The sequence below is a fragment of the Pedobacter metabolipauper genome (assembly GCF_004362715.1).
Lineage (GTDB): Bacteria > Bacteroidota > Bacteroidia > Sphingobacteriales > Sphingobacteriaceae > Pedobacter > Pedobacter metabolipauper.
In genome coordinates this window covers 342,300-360,737 of sequence record NZ_SNYC01000005.1, presented here as the reverse complement: position 1 = coordinate 360,737, position 18,438 = coordinate 342,300, and the positions used below count along the sequence as shown (strand labels likewise).

19 protein-coding genes are annotated in these 18,438 nt (G+C 42.2%); 9 read left to right on the top strand and 10 right to left on the bottom strand.

The window, feature by feature from the left end:
- Window positions 1–57: 57 nt before the first annotated feature.
- The 3 genes from clpP to ATK78_RS13935 all read left to right on the top strand — a co-directional run bounded on the left by clpP (window position 58) and on the right by ATK78_RS13935 (window position 3,069).
- Entirely contained in the window at window positions 58–750 is a 693-nt protein-coding gene (gene clpP / locus ATK78_RS13945) for an ATP-dependent Clp endopeptidase proteolytic subunit ClpP (RefSeq protein WP_133576732.1), read from the top strand.
- Between the two features lie 3 nt (window positions 751–753).
- Window positions 754–1,995, top strand: a complete 1,242-nt coding sequence (gene clpX, locus ATK78_RS13940; protein ID WP_133576731.1) for an ATP-dependent Clp protease ATP-binding subunit ClpX — start codon at window positions 754–756, stop codon at window positions 1,993–1,995.
- Between the two features lie 210 nt (window positions 1,996–2,205).
- A complete protein-coding gene (locus tag ATK78_RS13935; protein WP_133576730.1) occupies window positions 2,206–3,069 on the top strand; it encodes an AMP nucleosidase in 864 nt (287 codons plus the stop codon).
- Here the strand turns inward: ATK78_RS13935 and ATK78_RS13930 are convergent.
- The 7 genes from ATK78_RS13930 to sppA all read right to left on the bottom strand — a co-directional run bounded on the left by ATK78_RS13930 (window position 3,066) and on the right by sppA (window position 10,210).
- Entirely contained in the window at window positions 3,066–3,566 is a 501-nt protein-coding gene (locus ATK78_RS13930) for a SixA phosphatase family protein (RefSeq protein WP_133576729.1), read from the bottom strand. The two genes, ATK78_RS13935 and ATK78_RS13930, sit on opposite strands and share 4 nt — an antisense overlap.
- Window positions 3,567–3,573: 7 nt before the next feature.
- Complete coding sequence (locus ATK78_RS13925) at window positions 3,574–4,557, bottom strand: glycosyltransferase family 9 protein (protein WP_243732530.1); 984 nt, start codon at window positions 4,555–4,557, stop codon at window positions 3,574–3,576.
- Between the two features lie 10 nt (window positions 4,558–4,567).
- Window positions 4,568–5,065: a D-glycero-beta-D-manno-heptose 1-phosphate adenylyltransferase gene (gene rfaE2, locus ATK78_RS13920; protein ID WP_133576728.1), complete on the bottom strand. Its 498-nt coding sequence runs from the start codon at window positions 5,063–5,065 to the stop codon at window positions 4,568–4,570.
- A gap of 2 nt (window positions 5,066–5,067) precedes the next feature.
- Window positions 5,068–5,622: a D-sedoheptulose 7-phosphate isomerase gene (locus ATK78_RS13915; RefSeq protein WP_133576727.1), complete on the bottom strand. Its 555-nt coding sequence runs from the start codon at window positions 5,620–5,622 to the stop codon at window positions 5,068–5,070.
- Window positions 5,623–5,625: 3 nt separating this feature from the next.
- Window positions 5,626–6,606 carry a D-glycero-beta-D-manno-heptose-7-phosphate kinase gene (rfaE1, locus tag ATK78_RS13910; RefSeq protein WP_133576726.1) on the bottom strand — a complete coding sequence of 327 codons (981 nt, stop codon included), beginning with the start codon at window positions 6,604–6,606 and terminating at the stop codon, window positions 5,626–5,628.
- A 45-nt stretch (window positions 6,607–6,651) separates the two neighbouring features.
- The gene (locus ATK78_RS13905; RefSeq protein WP_133576725.1) at window positions 6,652–8,337 is read right to left on the bottom strand and encodes a DNA polymerase/3'-5' exonuclease PolX; all 1,686 of its coding nucleotides are present in this window, start codon (window positions 8,335–8,337) and stop codon (window positions 6,652–6,654) included.
- 91 nt (window positions 8,338–8,428) lie between these two features.
- Window positions 8,429–10,210, bottom strand: a complete 1,782-nt coding sequence (gene sppA, locus ATK78_RS13900; protein WP_133576724.1) for a signal peptide peptidase SppA — start codon at window positions 10,208–10,210, stop codon at window positions 8,429–8,431.
- A 60-nt stretch (window positions 10,211–10,270) separates the two neighbouring features.
- Between sppA and folK the strand changes: the two genes are divergently transcribed.
- Both folK and ATK78_RS13890 read left to right on the top strand, forming a co-directional pair.
- Complete coding sequence (gene folK, locus ATK78_RS13895) at window positions 10,271–10,765, top strand: 2-amino-4-hydroxy-6-hydroxymethyldihydropteridine diphosphokinase (RefSeq protein ID WP_133576723.1); 495 nt, start codon at window positions 10,271–10,273, stop codon at window positions 10,763–10,765.
- Between the two features lie 64 nt (window positions 10,766–10,829).
- Entirely contained in the window at window positions 10,830–11,210 is a 381-nt protein-coding gene (locus ATK78_RS13890; protein ID WP_243732529.1) for an Hpt domain-containing protein, read from the top strand.
- Between the two features lie 121 nt (window positions 11,211–11,331).
- On the opposite strand, the gene pssA is transcribed toward ATK78_RS13890, so the two are convergent.
- Both pssA and rho read right to left on the bottom strand, forming a co-directional pair.
- On the bottom strand, window positions 11,332–12,021 hold the full coding sequence (gene pssA, locus ATK78_RS13885) for a CDP-diacylglycerol--serine O-phosphatidyltransferase (RefSeq protein WP_133576722.1): 690 nt from the start codon (window positions 12,019–12,021) through the stop codon (window positions 11,332–11,334).
- A gap of 3 nt (window positions 12,022–12,024) precedes the next feature.
- On the bottom strand, window positions 12,025–13,920 hold the full coding sequence (gene rho, locus ATK78_RS13880) for a transcription termination factor Rho (protein ID WP_133576721.1): 1,896 nt from the start codon (window positions 13,918–13,920) through the stop codon (window positions 12,025–12,027).
- Window positions 13,921–14,191: 271 nt separating this feature from the next.
- On the opposite strand from rho, the gene pyrF reads away from it, so the two are divergent.
- The 4 genes from pyrF to ATK78_RS13860 are packed head-to-tail and all read left to right on the top strand — an operon-like array spanning window position 14,192 to window position 17,474.
- Entirely contained in the window at window positions 14,192–15,022 is an 831-nt protein-coding gene (pyrF, locus tag ATK78_RS13875; RefSeq protein WP_133576720.1) for an orotidine-5'-phosphate decarboxylase, read from the top strand.
- Window positions 15,019–15,915, top strand: coding sequence for a DMT family transporter (locus ATK78_RS13870; RefSeq protein WP_133576719.1), 897 nt, complete (start codon window positions 15,019–15,021; stop codon window positions 15,913–15,915). Before pyrF ends, ATK78_RS13870 begins: the two co-directional genes overlap by 4 nt.
- Window positions 15,916–15,958: 43 nt before the next feature.
- Complete coding sequence (locus tag ATK78_RS13865; RefSeq protein WP_133576718.1) at window positions 15,959–17,251, top strand: DUF2851 family protein; 1,293 nt, start codon at window positions 15,959–15,961, stop codon at window positions 17,249–17,251.
- A gap of 1 nt (window position 17,252) precedes the next feature.
- The gene (locus ATK78_RS13860) at window positions 17,253–17,474 is read left to right on the top strand and encodes a PspC domain-containing protein (RefSeq protein ID WP_133576717.1); all 222 of its coding nucleotides are present in this window, start codon (window positions 17,253–17,255) and stop codon (window positions 17,472–17,474) included.
- 171 nt (window positions 17,475–17,645) lie between these two features.
- Here ATK78_RS13860 and ATK78_RS13855 read toward each other — a convergent pair whose 3' ends face one another.
- Window positions 17,646–18,296, bottom strand: coding sequence for an ankyrin repeat domain-containing protein (locus ATK78_RS13855; RefSeq protein ID WP_133576716.1), 651 nt, complete (start codon window positions 18,294–18,296; stop codon window positions 17,646–17,648).
- Window positions 18,297–18,438 lie beyond the last annotated feature (142 nt).

The window sequence follows — 18,438 nt, the reverse complement described above, 5'->3', positions numbered from 1 at the left end:
TTAATTAATATTGGTAGTTATACGATAAGAAGTTACAATTATTAACAATAGGAGTTTATGAAAATAGATAAAGAAGAATTTAGAAAATACGCTGTTAAACATCACCGTATTAACGGTTTGAATGTTGATCGTTATATTGGAGCAACTAATAACTCTCCAAAAAGTATGACTCCTTACATCATTGAAGAACGTCAGCTCAATGTAGCTCAAATGGACGTTTTCTCTCGTTTAATGATGGACCGTATCATCTTTTTAGGTGATGCCATTTATGACGGAAATGCAAACATTATCCAGGCACAGTTGCTGTTCTTACAGTCAACTGATAACAACAGGGACATCCAGATCTATATCAATTCACCTGGTGGTTCTGTATATGCTGGTTTAGGAATTTATGATACCATGCAGTACATTACTCCAGATGTAGCTACGATCTGTACAGGTATGGCTGCCTCAATGGGTGCCGTATTATTGGTTGCCGGTGCTAAAGGTAAACGTGCGGCATTAACACATTCACGTGTGATGATCCACCAGCCTTCTGGCGGTTCTCAGGGTGTTGCTTCTGATATGGAGATCAATTTGAGAGAAATGCTTAAATTGAAAAAAGAATTGTACGATATCATCTCTTCCCACTCCGGACAATCGTACGAATGGGTGGAGAAAGCTTCAGACCGTGATTACTGGATGAAAGCAGATGAGGCAAAAGAGTTTGGGATGATTGATGAGGTACTGGGAAGTACAAAGAAAGACTAAAAAATGGCTAAACAGAGTAAAGAATCACGTTGTTCCTTTTGCGGTTCAGGTAAGCAGGATACATTAATGCTTATCGAGGGACTGGATGCATACATTTGTGATAAATGTGTAACGCAGGCAAATCAGTTGCTTGTACAGGAACTTGGCGGCAAAAAAGCAAAAGCCCTGGATTCTTCCATTACCTTGTTAAAACCGAAAGAAATTAAAGCCCATATTGATCAGTACGTTATTGGTCAGGATGATGCAAAGAAAGTTCTTTCAGTGGCTGTATACAATCACTACAAAAGGTTAAGTCAGAAGGTAGATAAAGGCGATGAGGTAGAGATTGAGAAATCTAATATCATGCTGGTTGGTGAAACCGGTACCGGTAAAACCCTTTTAGCAAAAACCATTGCTAAGATCCTTCATGTTCCTTTCTGTATCTGCGATGCAACTGTGCTTACAGAAGCCGGATACGTTGGTGAAGATGTAGAAAGCATTTTAACCCGTTTACTACAGGCTGCAGATTATGATGTAGCTTCTGCTGAACGTGGAATTGTGTACATTGATGAGGTAGATAAGGTAGCCCGTAAAAGTGACAACCCGTCAATTACCAGGGATGTTTCTGGTGAAGGTGTACAACAAGCGCTGCTAAAGATATTGGAAGGTACCATTGTGAACGTTCCGCCTCAGGGTGGCCGTAAACATCCGGATCAGAAAATGATCCCGGTAAATACCAACAACATCCTGTTTATATGTGGTGGTGCTTTTGATGGCATTGAACGCAAAATCGCAAACCGTTTACGCACACAGGCGGTAGGGTATAAGGTTAAAAAGGATGATGTAGAGTTAGATCTTAAGAATCTTTATAAGTACATTACCCCACAGGATCTTAAATCTTTTGGTTTAATTCCTGAGCTGATTGGACGTGTACCGGTATTGACGCATCTTAACCCATTGGATAAGGAAGCATTGCGTAATATCCTTACTGAACCGAAGAACTCTTTGTTCCGCCAGTATGTAAAGTTATTTGAATTTGAAGGTGTCGAACTTGTATTTGAAGATGATGTTTTAGATTTTATTGTAGATAAAGCAATGGAATATAAGCTTGGCGCAAGGGGCTTACGCTCTATTTGTGAAGCCATCATGCTGGATGCCATGTTTGATATCCCTTCCGATACCAGTGTCAAGGAGCTAAATATCACGCTCGATTATGCGGTGGAGAAATTTGAAAAGGCCGACTTTAAAAAGTTGAAGGCTGCTTAAAAAAATCCCCGGTTCTGCCGGGGATTTTTTTTTAGATATTGCTTTCGCAGGCTACCATGATAATTGATATAGAATGTAAATAACAATTGGTTTTGCTGGCTATCGTGATAATTGTCTGCAAAGATGCGAATGTAAAATAACAATCTGGTTATTGGTATTCAGAAACGGGAGTGCTGCATTAAAATGAATGTTTAATTAAAATTATAATATATGAATGAAGAAAAAGACGTAAAAAAAGATGAAACGATCAAAGCCAAGGCTAAAAAGATCAAAGAAGTAGAATCTCCTGTAAAACCAGGTTTGAAATCAAAAGCAGAAATTGTTAAAAACTGGCTTCCAAGATATACCGGCAGACCGCTGGATCAGTTTGGTAACTATATCCTGTTAACAAACTTTAGCAGATACCTGCAGATGTTTTCGGAATGGAATGACAATGCACCAATCATGGGGCTAGACAAACCGATGCAGAGTGTTACGGCAAATGGCATCACGATCATCAATTTTGGAATGGGAAGTCCGCTTGCTGCAACCATGATGGATCTGTTGTCGGCAATTAACCCCAAAGCGGTGCTGTTCTTAGGGAAATGCGGCGGATTAAAAAAGAAGAATCAATTGGGTGATCTGATCCTGCCAATAGCCGCAATCAGGGGTGAAGGTACTTCCAACGATTATCTTCCGGCAGAAGTACCTGCATTGCCTTCTTTCGCGTTGCAGAAAGCAATATCAACGACGATCAGAGACCATTCCCGTGATTATTGGACAGGAACCTGTTACACCACCAACCGCAGGGTTTGGGAACATGATAAAGAATTTAAGAAATACCTGAAAACTTTACGTGCCATGGCCGTAGATATGGAAACGGCAACCATCTTTACTACTGGCTTTTCCAATAAGATTCCAACAGGTGCGCTACTACTGGTTTCCGATCAGCCGATGATTCCTGAAGGTGTAAAGACAGCGGAGAGTGACAGCAACGTAACCAATACGTATGTAGAAACACATTTAAGGATTGGGATAGATTCTTTAAAACAACTGATCAATAACGGACTTACGGTAAAACACCTGCAATTTTAATCGCCATCGCTGTTCTTCGGATAGTCGATATCAACGACTGTTCCGGTAGATTGGCTAATTTCCGACCAGCTATCTGCCTGGAATTCTATTAAAACAACACCACAAGTGGGTATATTATAGATATTTGCATTGCCAAGGTAATTTGCAAAATCTGTAAGGCCCGGGTTGTGACCAAATAAGGCGATACGGTCATACCGGTCATTCAAACCATTAACCACCCCTAACAGGTCCATCTTTTCGGCCTCATAAATATCTGGTGCCTGCACGATCAGGTCTGCATCTTTTTGCCAGGCTTCTAAGAAATGAATGGCTGTAGTAAGGGCACGCAATGCCGGACTGCTCACAATTATTTGTGGAACCAGGTCTTTTTGAAAGATCCTTCGTGCCATTTCAGGCGCATCCCGATGCCCCCTGGCATTTAATGGCCTGTCAAAATCTGATAAATGTGAATTGCCCCAATCTGATTTGCCGTGTCTTACTAATAGGAGCTGTTTCATATAAAGGCTAATTAAGGTTAATAAAATTAACAATCTGATCTGCAGAAATGTTTTTCATGCATTTAAAATGTCCCAGTGGACAAGCTTCAAGCCCGAATTTGGAACATGGCCGGCATGGAAGTTCTACACCTGCAATCAGTGATTCTGAAATTTGGTAAGGATGTACACCGAGAAGCTCCGGTGTGGTACCGCCCCAAATGGAGGCCAATGGCTTGTTAAATGCTTCTGAGATATGGGTAAGCCCGGTATCAAACCCAATGACCTTATGCGCTTTAGAAACCAGGTAAACGGATTGGTCAAGATTGATCTGTCCACAGGTATTGTACACCTGTTTGCCAATTGCTGCTTCAATGATGGCTGCATTTTCCTTTACATCTGCACCGCCTAACAAAACGATAGGGGCAGTTATTCCCCTGCAAATTTCAATGATCTGCTCATTGGGCAGCCGCTTCGTAAAATGGGTAGCCCCAATAATGAAGGCTACATAACTTCCCTGGTGGGATGGAGGCAGAAACTCTTCCAGCTGGTATTCGTTAGCGATATAATAATCGATTGGTTTGCCATCATTCTTTACGCCGAGAAATTTTACAGTTTCCAGGTAGCGGTCTACCAGGTGTTTGGAAGAGATGAACCTGTTCCACTTAAACTTTAGGGCCAGCCATTTGTTGATCCGGTCTTTCTTATACGTGGAAGATGGCAGGCGTGTTGCTGCTTTGATCAGCATGGTGCGCAGGTTATTGTGCAGATCAATAATGAGGTCAAACTGCTCTTCCTTAATGGCACGAATGGTGTCTGAAAGGCTGGGCTGCAGCAAGTGGAGTTTGGTTAAATACGGGTTGTTCTGATAAATGTATTTAAACTCCTTTTTGGTTAGAAAATGGATTTCACTGCCTGGAAATTGTTGTTTAAGGCACCGTACTACGGGAGTGGTATAAATAATATCGCCCATAGAACTGAACCGGATCACAAGAATTTTTGACGGTGTTTTCAACTAATTTCGTTTAGTAGTTCTTTATTTTTTCAATGATCGCTGTCGAAGAATAGCCGGGTAAGAAGTCAAGTACTTTTACTTCAGCACCTCTTTGCAGCGTTTCTGATGCTCCTACAATGGTCTCTATCCGGTAATCACCGCCTTTGACCAATACGTCTGGCTCTACGGAATTGATCAGTTCGAGCGGGGTATCTTCATTGAACAGTACTACTGCATCAACAAAGAACATGGCGCTAAGCAATTGTGTGCGGCTAAATTCATTATTTATCGGGCGGTGTTCTCCCTTTAGTTTTTTAACGGACTGATCGGTGTTTACACCGATCACCAATACATCACCAAGGCTTGCAGCCTCAGTCAGGTAGGCAATATGGCCGGGATGGATCAGGTCAAAGCAGCCATTTGTAAATACAATTTTCTTACCCTCCAGTCTCCATTCAGCGCTTTTTGCAGCGATCTCGTCTTTCGGGATGAGCTTTTGGGTTAAGGATTGGTGCGTGTCTTTGGCCATGATTAATAAAGTTGGTCTACTGATTTACAGAAGATATGTCCAATAAGGATGTGCATTTCCTGGATGCTTGCAGTATTGGTATCCGGAATAACAATGTTCAGGTCGCAAAGGTCATTCATGGCACCACCGTCCCTGCCAGATAAGCCAAGGGTTTTACAGCCAACAGCTCTTGCAGAGCGAAGTGCATTTAAAATATTGGTACTGTTTCCGCTGGTTGAAATCGCAATAAAAAGATCATCGGGACGGGCCAGGGCTTCGATCTGACGTTCAAATACGCGGTCGTAACCGTAATCATTGCTGATTGCGGTTAGTGCAGAAGTATCTACTGTCAGCGCAATGGCAGGTAAGGCTTTCCGTTCTTTAACGAACCTTCCGGTTAGCTCTGCGGCAATATGCTGGGCATCGGCTGCGCTGCCGCCATTTCCCGCCAGCAATACCTTCGATCCGGAGATCAGCGTATCTGTCAGGATCTTACAGCCTTGTTCTATCTGAGGAACAAGTGCAGCAATTACCTTTTCAATGATTTGTTTATGATAGTTAAGTTCTTCTAATACCATACCTTAATTGTTTTTTAATGCGGTGATGATCTCGGGTACCGTGGTGGTTGCGCTTCCAATGTGTTTGATTACGATAGATGCAGCATAATTGGAAACGATAGCTGCTTCTTCGACGCTAAAGCCGTGCGACAGGCAATAGGCGAGAGTAGCGATGACGGTATCACCGGCACCGGTTACATCGTACACTTCAGTAGCTACTACCGGGATTACCCGGCAGTCTGTTTTAGTGATCATAGCGATGCCGGCTTCTGAGAGGGTTACGATCAGGTGGTCTGCGTCAGTCGCATTTAAAATGACATGGGCAGCCTTAACCAAAGATTCTTCGCTGTTGATCCTTTCCGTTTTTGAAGCTTCAGCAAGCTCTTTACGGTTGGGCTTAATGAGAAAAGCACCGTGGTATTTGGTGTAGTCCAGTCCTTTTGGATCTACAATGATCTTTTTATGGAGGCTATTGCAAAGTGCAATGATCTTTAATGACAGGTTATGGGTAAGCAGCCCTTTGTTGTAATCAGATAGGATGACAATATCTGCGTTTTCAACAGGGGCAGACAGGAGGTTAAAAAATGACTCTTCCAGTTCCCCTGAGATATCGTGGATATCTTCCCGGTCCATCCGAACAATCTGGTGATTACCGGCAATGATCCGTGTTTTAACGGTGGTTACCCGGCTCTGGTCTCTAATAATTAACGAGGTATTGATGTTCTTGGCATCCAGCAGGGTTTTAATTTCTTCGCCAAAGGTATCGTCGCCAATAATCCCGGCCAGGTATACGGTTGCACCCAGTGCGATCAGGTTACTGGCCACATTTGCTGCACCACCAATGATCTTGGATTCTTTACTGACATTCACAATTGGAACAGGAGCCTCCGGAGAAAGCCGGGTTGCCGAGCCAAAAACATAGTGGTCAAGCATCAGGTCACCTATCACTAAAACGTTGGGTGCAGGATCGTTATGATGGGAATGATATAGTTTATCGGCTAACATGTTCAGGTATTAAATATCAAATATAGGTATAATGAATTTATGCGGTTAATGATTGGCAGACCGATCTTCAAACACGGTAGTGATCTCTGCCAGTGAAAACGCATTTAAGCATTGTTTAGCGGTTAAGCCTCCCTTTCTGCCAACAAGCACACCATAATGGGTGTCATGGAAACCTTCAGTTCGGTGGGCATCCGGGTTTACGGACAAAAGCACGCCTTTTTCGAGTGCATAACGGTGCCATCTCCAATCCAGGTCTAACCGCAATGGATTGGCATTGATCTCAATTACCACCTTGTTCGCTGCACAGGCGTCGATCACTTTTGCATAGTCTATGGGATAACCTTTTCTGCTCAGCAGCAATCTGCCGGTTGGGTGACCAAGGATCGTAGTAAAAGGATTTTCTATGGCTTTGATCAGCCTGGCAGTTGCCTTTTCTTCATCCATCCGTAAATTACTGTGTACAGAGGCTACTACAAAATCGAACGTTTTTAAGATCTCGTCGCTGTAGTCTAATGAACCATCATATAAGATGTCACTTTCTATTCCCTTAAAGATCTTGAAAGGGGCAAGCTTTGCATTGAGTGCTTCAATTTCACGATGCTGCGCATATACACGCTGCTCGTTTAACCCATTTGCATAGAACGCAGATTTAGAGTGATCGCAAATGCCAAAGTATTCCAGCTGAAGATGGTCTTTACAGTAAAGTGCCATTTCTTCCAGGGTATGAACACCGTCGCTCCAGGTAGAGTGGTTGTGCAGACTGCCTTTAAGATCGCTGTCAGTAATTAATATTGGAAGCTTATTTTCTTTAGCCAGCTGCACTTCATTCAGTCCTTCGCGCAGTTCAGGTGCTACAAAAGAAAGACCGGCTTTCTGGTAAATCTCTTCTTCACTTTCAAAAGTTCCTGTTCCCGCTAAGGACAGTACTTCGCTGACATGTTCTTCATTGCCGGTCAGCTTAAACCAGCTGAGGTAAAATTCAGACCGGTTAGCCAGCTGAAGTTTAATTTTTAAGCCAAAAGGGCTTAATGCGGTAAAAGTGTTATCGGTAAATTCTTCGAATTGAAGGGGTTCAAAGGTACTGATCTGCTCCATGATCCGATCCGGATCATCTGTGCCAATGATCAGTTCTATTTCTTCAATAATTTCGACGCAGCGGCGGTATGCTCCGGCAATGCCAAGCAGGGATTGCGGACTAACGGTATTTAGCCATACAGAAAGGTCTGCATGTAATTTGTTGACCATTCCTTCTGCCTGTGCATACAGAAACTTTCCATGGGCGGCCATCTTAAACTCAATGACCTTTTTAATCTCTTCCTGGGTTTTTAAGCCAAAGCCCTTGGCTTCGATCAGCCGGTTTTCATTACAGGCGTAATAAAGCTCACCAATGTTCTCAATACCCAGATCCTTCCAGATCACAACGATCTTTTTCGGGCCGATCCCTTTAATGCCGAGCATCTCAACAATTCCTTCCGGCGTTTCTTTGAGAATATCTTCCAGTTCGGCCATGGTTCCTGTCTGTAAAAGTTCCCAAACCTTGGCAGAGATACTTTTGCCCAGTCCATCTACCTGTCCAATTTCTTCGAGCGATTTGTCACGGATGGCAAACGGAAGCTTGTCAACTTTAAAAGCTGCATTGGCTATAGATTTGATCTTAAAAGGATTCTCATTGTGCAGCTCCATCAACTGGGAGAGCAAACGTAGTGTACGCGCGATGGCCTTATTTTCCATAAGCGCTAAATTAATAAAAAGCCATGATTTTTACTCAAACTATTGCAGCTAACAAGCCGATGGAAAAATGGTGATCCCTGCAATAGATGAACTATTGAACTTTAATTTCAAAAGGCATGCGCGTCTGAATACCGGATTTTAAAATGGCAGACTTCAATTGCTGATACGTTTGATAATGTGCGCCAAGTTCTTGTTTGGTATAATAGGTTTTGATCTTATCGGTCGTATTGTCCATCAGCAGCTTAAACGGGTCAATCATTTCAGGGTATTCTACCACCCTGTATTTCTTTACGTTCGCTTTTTTAGCGGCAGCAACAATAGCATCATCGAAACTTCCGGTACGATCAGCCAATCCATTTTTAACGGCATCAGTACCTACCCAAACACGGCCACCGGCAATACTGTCAATATAAACCTTGGATTTTTTGCGGCCATCCGCCACGCGGGTAATGAAACCATCATACACGCGGTTTATTTCGGTTTGAATGATCAGTCTTTCTCCCGGTGTCATCGGGCGGTCTACACTCATAATATCAGCATATTTGCCAGTTTTAACGCCGTCAAAGGTAATTCCCAGTTTATCATTAAAGAATTTCTGGAAGTTCGGGATCACACCATAAACCCCAATAGATCCGGTAATGGTGTTGGGCTGTACAAAGATAGAATCTGCTGCACAGGCGATATAATATCCGCCGGAAGCGGCCACATCTCCAAAAGAAGCGATTACAGGTTTAACTTTTTTGGTGAGCATAATCTCTCTCCAGATCACGTCGGATGCGAGAGAGCTGCCCCCGGGAGAATTTACCCGCAGTACGATGGCTTTAATATTGGTATCCAGGCGTGCTTTACGGATCGTTCTTGAAATCCGTTCTGATCCGATTGCTTCATCAGATCCTTCACCGCTGTTAATCTCGCCATTGGCATAGATAACCGCTACTTTATTTCTGCTGCCATTGTCTTTCTTAATGTTCTCAGCGGTTACATTCTTAGCATAGTCATTGATTGTCAGCGTCACGATGTTGTCTTTTTTATCAATGTCGCTTAGTTCTTTAAGCTCGTCCAGAATCTCATCTTTATATTTTAATCCGTCGATCATTTTGTAGGTCAGGGCATCTTTAGGCTGCTGGATCTTATAATCGTCTGCAATTCCGTGCAAAGTGCTTACGCTGATCTTCCGGCTCTTAGAGATCCCGTCCAGAAATGTATTGTACAGACCGCTGACATAGGCGGTAACCTGCTCGCGGTTTTTATCGCTCATTTGCGTGTTGATGTAAGGCTCAACAGCACTTTTATAGTTTCCTACCCGGATAATCTGGGCTTCAATGCCTAATTTATCCAATGCACCTTTAAAGAACATCAGCTCAGAACTTAATCCTTTAAATTCCAGGGCACCTTCCGGGTTCAGGTATACTTTATCTGCTACAGAAGCCAGGTAATAAGCGCTCTGCGTATACACTTCACTATAGGCAATGATTTTTTTGCCACTGGTTTTAAAATCGATCAGCGCATCTCTCACTTCGCGCATGGTTGCAAAACCAGCATTGGGTGAGCTTACACTTAAGTAGATGCATTTTATATTATCATCTGTTTTTGCGCTTTTTAAGGCTTTGGCCAGATCGTTGAAGCCGATGCCTGTAGCACCATCTGTACCAATGATCGGAAAGTTGGCAAAGGGCTCATCTGGTGTACGTTCCAGAATGGCCTGGTCAAGGTTGAGGTAAAGTACAGAATTGTCGCTCACGGGAACAATTTTGCTGGTTTCAACAGATGATACGATACCTATGATTAAGAGAACAGAAGCCAGGCCGATAAAAAATACAGAAAGGACAATTCCGACTACAGTAGCAAAAACATACTTAAAAAATTCTCTCATTTGAATGTTTAATATTTAATTTGTAAATATAATGAAAGCACCAACAGTTTAAAGGTTAATATGGCATTGGATAGTGAAAATGTGTATTTGTTACTCGGCGGTAACCTGGGCGACCGGATTAAAATAATAAACGATGCAGTCCGGCAAATTGAGATCGGGATTGGTGAGGTTACTGCCCGTTCATCCGTTTATGAAACAGAAGCCTGGGGCAATACCAATCAACCCGGATTTTTAAATGTGGCGCTTGAGGTTAAGACCATTCTGCCGCCATTGGCTGTTTTAAAAAAGGCATTGGAAATTGAGCATAACCTGGGCCGCGTAAGACTGGAGAAATGGGGTTCAAGGCTGATCGATATTGATCTTATTTTTTATGGCAGCCAGATCATTGATATTGCTGATGTACTGCAGGTACCACACCCGCATATGCACGAAAGGAAATTTGTGCTGAAGCCTTTGGCTGAGATTGCCCCTGATCTTTTGCACCCGGTATTTAACAAGTCCATCGCCACATTGCTTGCCGGCTTAAGTGATCATTTAGCCGTATCAAAGATCTGATCTGTTTTTTTTATTCAGTTTGAATACTGAATTGCATATCAGGACATTTTTATCTAAGTTTGTTATGATGATTAACGTACAAAAGAACAGCGAGCCGTTAGACCTTTCCTATTTAAGGGATATGTCTGGTGATAGTGCAGAGTTTATCATAGAGATGATTGACCTGTTTAAGTCGCAGACCCCAATTTATATGGAGGAGCTGAAATTGGCACTTGCAGAAAAGGATTGGGCTAAAGTTGGCGCTTGTGCGCATAAGATAAAACCTACTTTTACCTATGTAGGCAGAGAGGATGCAAAAGAGCTGATGCAGCTGATTGAAAACAATGCAAGGGAACGTACAGACCTGGAGTCGTTACCGGCAGCCTGTGAGATGATCTTTGCTTTTTCTGAGGTCTTGTACAAACAACTTGACCAGGCCAAATCAGAACTTCAAAAGCAGCTTTAAGCAAAAGCTTCCCGATTTATTAAATTGCATTCTTCCTGAAATGCAGGATTTTGAGATTGATATGCAGGATGCGTAAATTGATTGGCAATACGGATATCACTGGTACTGCTGCAAAAGTTCCTTAAACCGTTACCTTGTTTTTTCTGAAATGCAGGATAGAGAGACCGATATACAATACGAGTATAAAAGGTACTGCTGCAAATTTTAGAAATGGAACCAACAGGGCTGACAGGATCAGAAAGATATACTTTAACTGATTTTGTTTCCAGGCTACGGAGCTGAATTTGAGCGAAAAGATCCGGATCTCACTCACCAATAATCCGCTTAGCAAGGCTGTTAAGGTGATCAGCAGCAAGGTAGAATTAATAATTTCCGGATAATCTTTCTGAATAAAGGGCAGGGATACAATAAACAGCGTATTCATCGGGGTGTTAAGTCCAATAAAATCTTCCGTTTGCCGGGTATCAATATTAAACTTAGCAAGGCGGAGTGCAGAAAATACAGTAATGATAAAGCCGGCATAGGGTAGGTATGGGGATGCATAGTCGCTGCTTTGAAGCAGCTTAAACATCACGATGCCGGGTAAAAAGCCAAAACTGACCATGTCTGCCAGGGAATCCAGTTCCTTACCAATATCAGATTTTACATGGAGCAGGCGCGCCGCCATTCCATCAAAGAAATCAAAGATTCCGGAAAGCAGCACAAAGTATGCTGCTGTTTCCAGTGATCCGTTGAAGGCATAAACGATCCCGATGCAACCTGAAAAAAGATTGGCACAGGTAATTGCATTCGGGATGTGTTTCTTAATCATGAATTAGCTATTCATAGAGATCAGGAACTCTTCGTTAGATTTTGTGCCTTTTATTTGTGCCTGTACAAATTCCATAGCCTCCTGAGCGTTCATATCTGCCAGGTGGTTACGTAGTATCCATACGCGCTGTAAAGTGTCTCTGTCATGTAGTAAGTCGTCTCTGCGGGTACTTGATGCCGTGATATCAATGGCAGGGAAGATCCGTTTGTTAGATAGCTTACGATCCAGCTGAAGTTCCATGTTACCGGTACCTTTAAATTCTTCAAAGATCACCTCGTCCATTTTAGAACCTGTATCTGTCAGTGCAGTAGCAAGGATGGTTAATGAACCACCTTTTTCAATGTTACGTGCCGCACCGAAGAAACGTTTTGGTTTGTGTAATGCATTGGCATCCACACCACCTGATAAGATCTTTCCGGACGCCGGAGCAGTAGTATTGTACGCTCTGGCCAACCTGGTGATTGAATCAAGCAAGATCACCACATCATGTCCGCATTCAACCAAACGTTTCGCTTTTTCAAGCACGATGTTCGCAATTTTAACGTGACGTTCTGCAGGCTCATCAAAGGTAGACGCAATAACCTCGGCCCTTACGCTTCTTGCCATATCAGTAACCTCTTCCGGACGCTCATCAATCAATAGAATGATCAGGTATACTTCAGGGTGGTTTTTAGCAATGGCATTGGCCACTTCTTTCAGTAAATTGGTCTTACCGGTTTTAGGTTGTGCTACGATCAAACCACGCTGACCTTTACCTATTGGGGTAAATAGATCAATGATGCGGGTAGAGTAGTTATTGGTTTCAGTGAACAGGTTTAAGCGTTCTGTTGGAAACAATGGGGTTAGATAGTCAAAAGGAACACGGTCCCTTACGTCTGCCGGTAATCTTCCGTTGATGGTTTCAACACGCACCAATGGGAAATATTTTTCGCCTTCTTTTGGCGGACGGATGCTTCCTTTAACCGTATCTCCTGTTTTTAAACCAAATAATTTGATTTGCGACTGAGATACATAGATATCATCCGGAGAAGAAAGGTAGTTATAATCTGCTGATCTTAAGAATCCATATCCATCCGGCATAATTTCCAGCACACCCTCATTGGTGATGGTGTTGTCGAAATCCAGGTTGGAGTAACTATTTTCAGCTTGTTTGTTATTGTTGTTATTTTGTTGAGGCTTCGGCCTGTTGTCGTCGCGCTGAGGTTTTGGTTTTTTGATCTCAGAAGGAGCGGCAGTTTCAGCAGGGGCATTGGCAGGTTCTTTAACATCAGCAACATTGCCATTGCTGTTGTTTCCATTGGATGCATTGCCGTTACCGGTATTGTTTCCGTTGCCTGTATTTCCATTGCTGGTTTCAGGCTGAGCTGCAGGCTGGGATTCCCGGTAAGAGGGGGTTTCCTGGGGTTGTGCGGCTGCAGGCAGTTCATCGAATAAGGATGCCCTGTTGAAATTATTATTGTTGTTGGTTTTAGGCTCGTCTTCTTTAGAAATCCTGATCCTTTTCCGGGTTGACTTTTCGCCTGGTTTTTCAACAGATTTCTCCACCTGTCTTTCGGCTAATTTTTCAACTGGTCTTGGTGCTGGCTTTTTTGCTGTTTCTTCAACCGGTATTTCGGCAGGTTGTTCAGCAGGTTTTGGGGCCGGCAATTCTTCAGCAGGAGTTTCAATTAACTTTCCGATGGTTACTCCTTTTGCTTTTACAGCTTTTGGGGCTTTTGCCGGTTTGGTTCCGGCTGGAGTTTCTGCAGGAACGGGTTGTGGTTCGTTTTCACTAATCTGGGCGATAATTTCAACCAACTCAGCTTTGCGTAACTCGTCTGCATTTAGAATACCCTTACCTTTTGCAATCTCACGCAATTCAGCAGTGAGTTTTTCATTTAATTCTGTTTTGTTAAACATTATATAGTTGTAGAGAATTTTTTTTAAAAATATTTATCAAGTTGAACAGGCAGAAAATGCGGTGATAAAAAAATAGAAATCAAGATTTTTACTGGGACTTTCTGGAATGATCAGATAAATTTTTAGAGAATTATGATGCAATTGTATGTATTTGTAATCTAATCTCCAAGAAATATCTCAAATTATTTTAAATTAATTATTTCAAAAGTTCAGAATTTGCCAGAATATGCGTCTGAAAATTAACATCTTTGTGCTCAAATTTTAACTCTGGATGAACAAGAAGCAGTTATTTGATCAAATAAAGACGAAGAAATCTTTTTTATGTGTTGGCCTGGATCCGGTACTTGAAAACATACCTCAACATTTGCTGAAGTATGAAAATCCGGTATTGGAGTTTAATAAGCAGATCATTGATGCAACCAAAGACCTTTGCGTTGCCTATAAACCGAACACCGCTTTTTATGAGTCAATGGGTTTAAAAGGATGGGACACGCTGATCAAAACCTGGGCACATATCCCCAAAGATATTTTTACCATCGCTGATGCTAAAAGAGGTGATATCGGCAATACTTCTGCCATGTATGCAGATGCGTTCTTTAATGAATCTAAAAGCCAGATGAGTTTTGATGCGATTACCGTTGCCCCGTATATGGGTAAAGATTCTGTCAGTCCTTTTTTAAATTATACCGATAAATGGGTCATTCTTTTGGCCTTAACATCCAATGCAGGTCACAGTGATTTTCAGCTGCACCAGACACCTGATGGTAAACTTTATGAAGAGGTAATCCGCGTATCATCTGCCTGGGCAAACAGTGAACAGCTGATGTATGTGGTGGGTGCTACCAGGGGTGATGAGTTTGCGAACATCAGGCGACTGGCCCCGGATAACTTTTTACTTGTTCCCGGTGTTGGTGCCCAGGGCGGGAGCCTTGCTGATGTGTGTGAATTTGGCTTAAACAGTGAATGCGGTTTGCTCATTAACTCTTCAAGAGGGATTATTTATGCTGGCAAGGGTGAAGATTTTGCAGAAAAGGCGCGTGAAGAAGCGTTAAAGCTACAGGTTGAAATGGAGCAGATCTTAACTGCTGCTCAACTGATATGACGAAAAAAACAGATCTAAAACTCATATTTGCTTTATTAGGGGTAGCGATTGTATGGGGAACCACTTACCTGGGGATTCGTATTGCCGTAGAAACCATACCGCCGTGGTTTGTAACGGCTATCCGTCAAACCATTGCTTCTTTGATCCTCCTGGTCGTATTGCTTCGTAAAAAAGAACTGGTATGGAAGGACTGGCCATATTTAAGAAGACAAATGCTGTTGTCTTTCTTAATGATCGTCGTGGCAAATGGCATGACTACTGTGGCCGAACAGACTATTCCGAGCGGACTGACCTCACTGCTTAATGCATTAAATCCAATCGTGGTGTTTATTGCCAGCTTGTTTGTGGGTTTGCAGAAACCATCCTGGAAAGGTTTTATTGGTGTGGTCATCGGTTTTCTTGGTGTTGCCTTTATTTTCAGAGACGGGATAGGTGATCTTTTAGATCCCGATTATAAAACGGGGATACTGTTCTTGTGCTTTGCAATCGCCGGCTGGGCTACCGGTACCATTTATACCAAGAAATATAGTGTGCCATCCGGAAATATCTTCCTGGATCTTTTTTACCAGTTTGTATTCTCAGCAATCGTCCAATGGATATTGGCTTTTGTTTTTTCCGGAGATACGGATTTCAGTTCATGGACCATGATTAGTTTATCTGCAGTGGTTTACCTGGCTGTATTTGGTTCTGTGGTGGGGTATTTCTGTTACATTTATGCACTAAAAAAAGTAAGTGCTACAGAGGTTTCTGTGCTGTCATATTTCAATACGGTCATTGCCTTGTTCCTTGGCTGGCTTGTTTTGGACGAGATCATTACCATTGATATTCTTATTGCCACAGCACTTATTATCCTTGGTGTATTTATTACCAATTATAAAAAGCAAAAAATATAGCTTTCAGGTTGGTTAATTAAATTCTTTTGAGATAAGTTAGCTGATGTACTTCAGGGAAAACTTTCTTTATTTTATCTGGCAATTCCGTTTGTTTAACCGCAGAGATCTTTATTGTGAAGATGGAGCGCTGGTGCGGATCGTAAAACCGGGCATGCAGAATACCCATGCAGGCCCTGATTTTAATGGTGCTAAATTAGTCATTGACGGTACTACCTGGGTTGGGGATGTGGAGATCCACGTTAAATCGTCTGACTGGCTGCTGCATGGTCACCAGCATGATCCTTCATTTGAATCGGTGATCTTACATGTGGTTTATGTAAATGATAAGCCCATTTACCGGAAAGACGGGAGTTTGCTTCCGGTATTGGTTTTAAAGGATCTGTTCTCTGAACATCTGCTGGATAATTATACGAATATGCTGAGTTCTTCCCTGCATTTTCCTTGCGAAGCGCAGATCAGATCGGCAGAAAAGTTTGTGGTGGATGGATTTCTGTCCAGGTTGGTGGTGGAAAGGTTTGAGCAGAAGTCAGATGAAGTGTATAAGAAGCTGGCTGAGTTGAAAGGGGATTGGGAAGCTGTTTTTTATTGCTTTATGGCAAGAAACTTTGGGTTTAAGGTAAATGCGATGCCATTTGACCAGCTGGCAGGGAATTTGCCCCTGGCGATTTTAGGGAGACATAAGAACAATGCGCTGCAGATTGAAGCGTTGATCTTTGGACAGGCGGGCTTTCTGGAGATTGGAACTTCTCCGGAGTACTCAGATGAATATCATCAAAGTCTGAAGTTCGAATATGCGTTTTTAAAGAAAAAATATAAGTTGATGGCGGTCGACCGCTCGCTATGGAAGTTCCTGAGAATGCGGCCTCAGAATTTTCCGACCATCCGCCTTGCTCAATTTTCTGCATTGATCTTAAGCAGGCCGCATTTATTTTCAGAGGTACTGGAATTAAATAACTTAAAGGAAGTGTACCGGTTATTTGGGAAGCTGCCGGTAAATGATTTCTGGTTAAAGCATTATCATTTTAACAAAAGTACGCGTTTTGTAAATGTACAATTGGGTGCGCAATCCGTTCAGAATCTCGTTATCAATACCGTATGCCTTTTTTTATTTGCTTATGGGAAATATACGGCACAGCCGCAGTATACAGAACGGGCTTTGGATTTCCTGGAGCAAATCCCGGCAGAGCGCAATTCCGTTATCAGTCAGTATGTTAATTCAGGGGTTGTGCCAGACAATTCTTTTCAATCGCAAGCGTTACTACAATTAAATAAATACTACTGTACTCAAAAAAAATGCTTAAATTGTAGTATCGGAGTTCACCTATTAAAAAAATAACATGTTTCAGCGCATCATAACGTTTTTTGAAAAACAAAGTTTCGGAGTATGCACCTACTTTGCAGATCGTTTGAACATATCGATCAGTAAGATCAGGTTATTTTTTATCTACTCCTCTTTTCTGGCGGTAGGATTTCCAATAATATTTTATGTGCTTGCGGCATTGGTATTGGATGTGAGGCATTACGTTAAGAAAATCCGTCTGCGTATCTGGGACGTTTAAGCGTTATTTAATTAACCCGATCAGAGGTCTTATCATTTAATCGAGGATTTTTTGTAGTTTAATTCAAGAATAGATGCTATCACTTAATTCAAGATAAGTTTCATCCAATGGTCTTACATTCAATTCACTGAGCTTGTAATTTAGTTCAAGACAGCCTTGGGATTTAATTTCTTAAGTGCTGAGAATTTCTGCGATCTCTAAAAATCCTTTTTCCCGGGCAATGTCTGCCGGTAATTTTCCGCCTTCCATTCTTTCATGCAGATTGGCGTTGTGCTCCAGCAGTAAGATGATGATCTCAATGTCGCCATACTGAGCCGCTCCATGCAATGGAGTAAAGCCGGCTTGCTGTTTAACATTCACTTCAGCACCAGCATCGATCAGCATTTTGGTAATGTTGAAGTTTCTGGCTGCTACAGCAGAATGTATAGGGAAAACATTGAACCCATTATTAGTCGGGTTGTTTACTTCACCGCCATTGGCAATGAGTAACTCAACAATATGCTCATGTCCAAAATAGGCCGCCAGTCCCAGTGGAGTAAAGCCATCGTTAGAAAATGTATGAATTGATTCTGGATCTTTTAAAATTTGCTGTTGTACAATTTCCGAAGATCCAAGTGCACAGGCTTCAAAGAGGGTTATATCGTCTATAAACTTAGCGATGATCTGAGCAATTTCAGGCTTCTTATAATAACAGGCGAGGAGCAATGGAGACGTTCCATGACTGGTAGCTGCCCTGGCTAGTTGAGGATTGCTATTCAGGAGGTCAATGATTTCCTGCGTATTGTTTTCGGCGATTAAGTTTTCCAGCTGCTGACTATTCATTTAAAAATTTGCCTGTAGATTAAACAAATATAAAAAAACATTTAAAAAAAATCCCGCTTAATAAAAATATCAAGCGGGATCTACCTAAAACAAAACTTATATACCTAACCTAAAAAACTGCGCATTTGTAAGTATGACCATA

Coding starts and splice junctions, on each gene's coding strand:
- ATK78_RS13870 (WP_133576719.1), top strand. CDS start 15,019: ATGACGAAAAAAACAGATCTAAAACTCATATTTGCTTTATTAGGGGTA.
- ATK78_RS13890 (WP_243732529.1), top strand. CDS start 10,830: ATGATGATTAACGTACAAAAGAACAGCGAGCCGTTAGACCTTTCCTAT.
- ATK78_RS13915 (WP_133576727.1), bottom strand. CDS start 5,622: ATGGTATTAGAAGAACTTAACTATCATAAACAAATCATTGAAAAGGTA.
- ATK78_RS13930 (WP_133576729.1), bottom strand. CDS start 3,566: ATGAAACAGCTCCTATTAGTAAGACACGGCAAATCAGATTGGGGCAAT.
- rho (WP_133576721.1), bottom strand. CDS start 13,920: ATGTTTAACAAAACAGAATTAAATGAAAAACTCACTGCTGAATTGCGT.
- ATK78_RS13860 (WP_133576717.1), top strand. CDS start 17,253: ATGTTTCAGCGCATCATAACGTTTTTTGAAAAACAAAGTTTCGGAGTA.
- rfaE1 (WP_133576726.1), bottom strand. CDS start 6,606: ATGTTAGCCGATAAACTATATCATTCCCATCATAACGATCCTGCACCC.
- ATK78_RS13865 (WP_133576718.1), top strand. CDS start 15,959: ATGTACTTCAGGGAAAACTTTCTTTATTTTATCTGGCAATTCCGTTTG.
- pssA (WP_133576722.1), bottom strand. CDS start 12,021: ATGATTAAGAAACACATCCCGAATGCAATTACCTGTGCCAATCTTTTT.
- rfaE2 (WP_133576728.1), bottom strand. CDS start 5,065: ATGGCCAAAGACACGCACCAATCCTTAACCCAAAAGCTCATCCCGAAA.
- clpP (WP_133576732.1), top strand. CDS start 58: ATGAAAATAGATAAAGAAGAATTTAGAAAATACGCTGTTAAACATCAC.
- ATK78_RS13855 (WP_133576716.1), bottom strand. CDS start 18,296: ATGAATAGTCAGCAGCTGGAAAACTTAATCGCCGAAAACAATACGCAG.
- clpX (WP_133576731.1), top strand. CDS start 754: ATGGCTAAACAGAGTAAAGAATCACGTTGTTCCTTTTGCGGTTCAGGT.
- folK (WP_133576723.1), top strand. CDS start 10,271: ATGGCATTGGATAGTGAAAATGTGTATTTGTTACTCGGCGGTAACCTG.
- ATK78_RS13935 (WP_133576730.1), top strand. CDS start 2,206: ATGAATGAAGAAAAAGACGTAAAAAAAGATGAAACGATCAAAGCCAAG.
- sppA (WP_133576724.1), bottom strand. CDS start 10,210: ATGAGAGAATTTTTTAAGTATGTTTTTGCTACTGTAGTCGGAATTGTC.
- pyrF (WP_133576720.1), top strand. CDS start 14,192: ATGAACAAGAAGCAGTTATTTGATCAAATAAAGACGAAGAAATCTTTT.
- ATK78_RS13905 (WP_133576725.1), bottom strand. CDS start 8,337: ATGGAAAATAAGGCCATCGCGCGTACACTACGTTTGCTCTCCCAGTTG.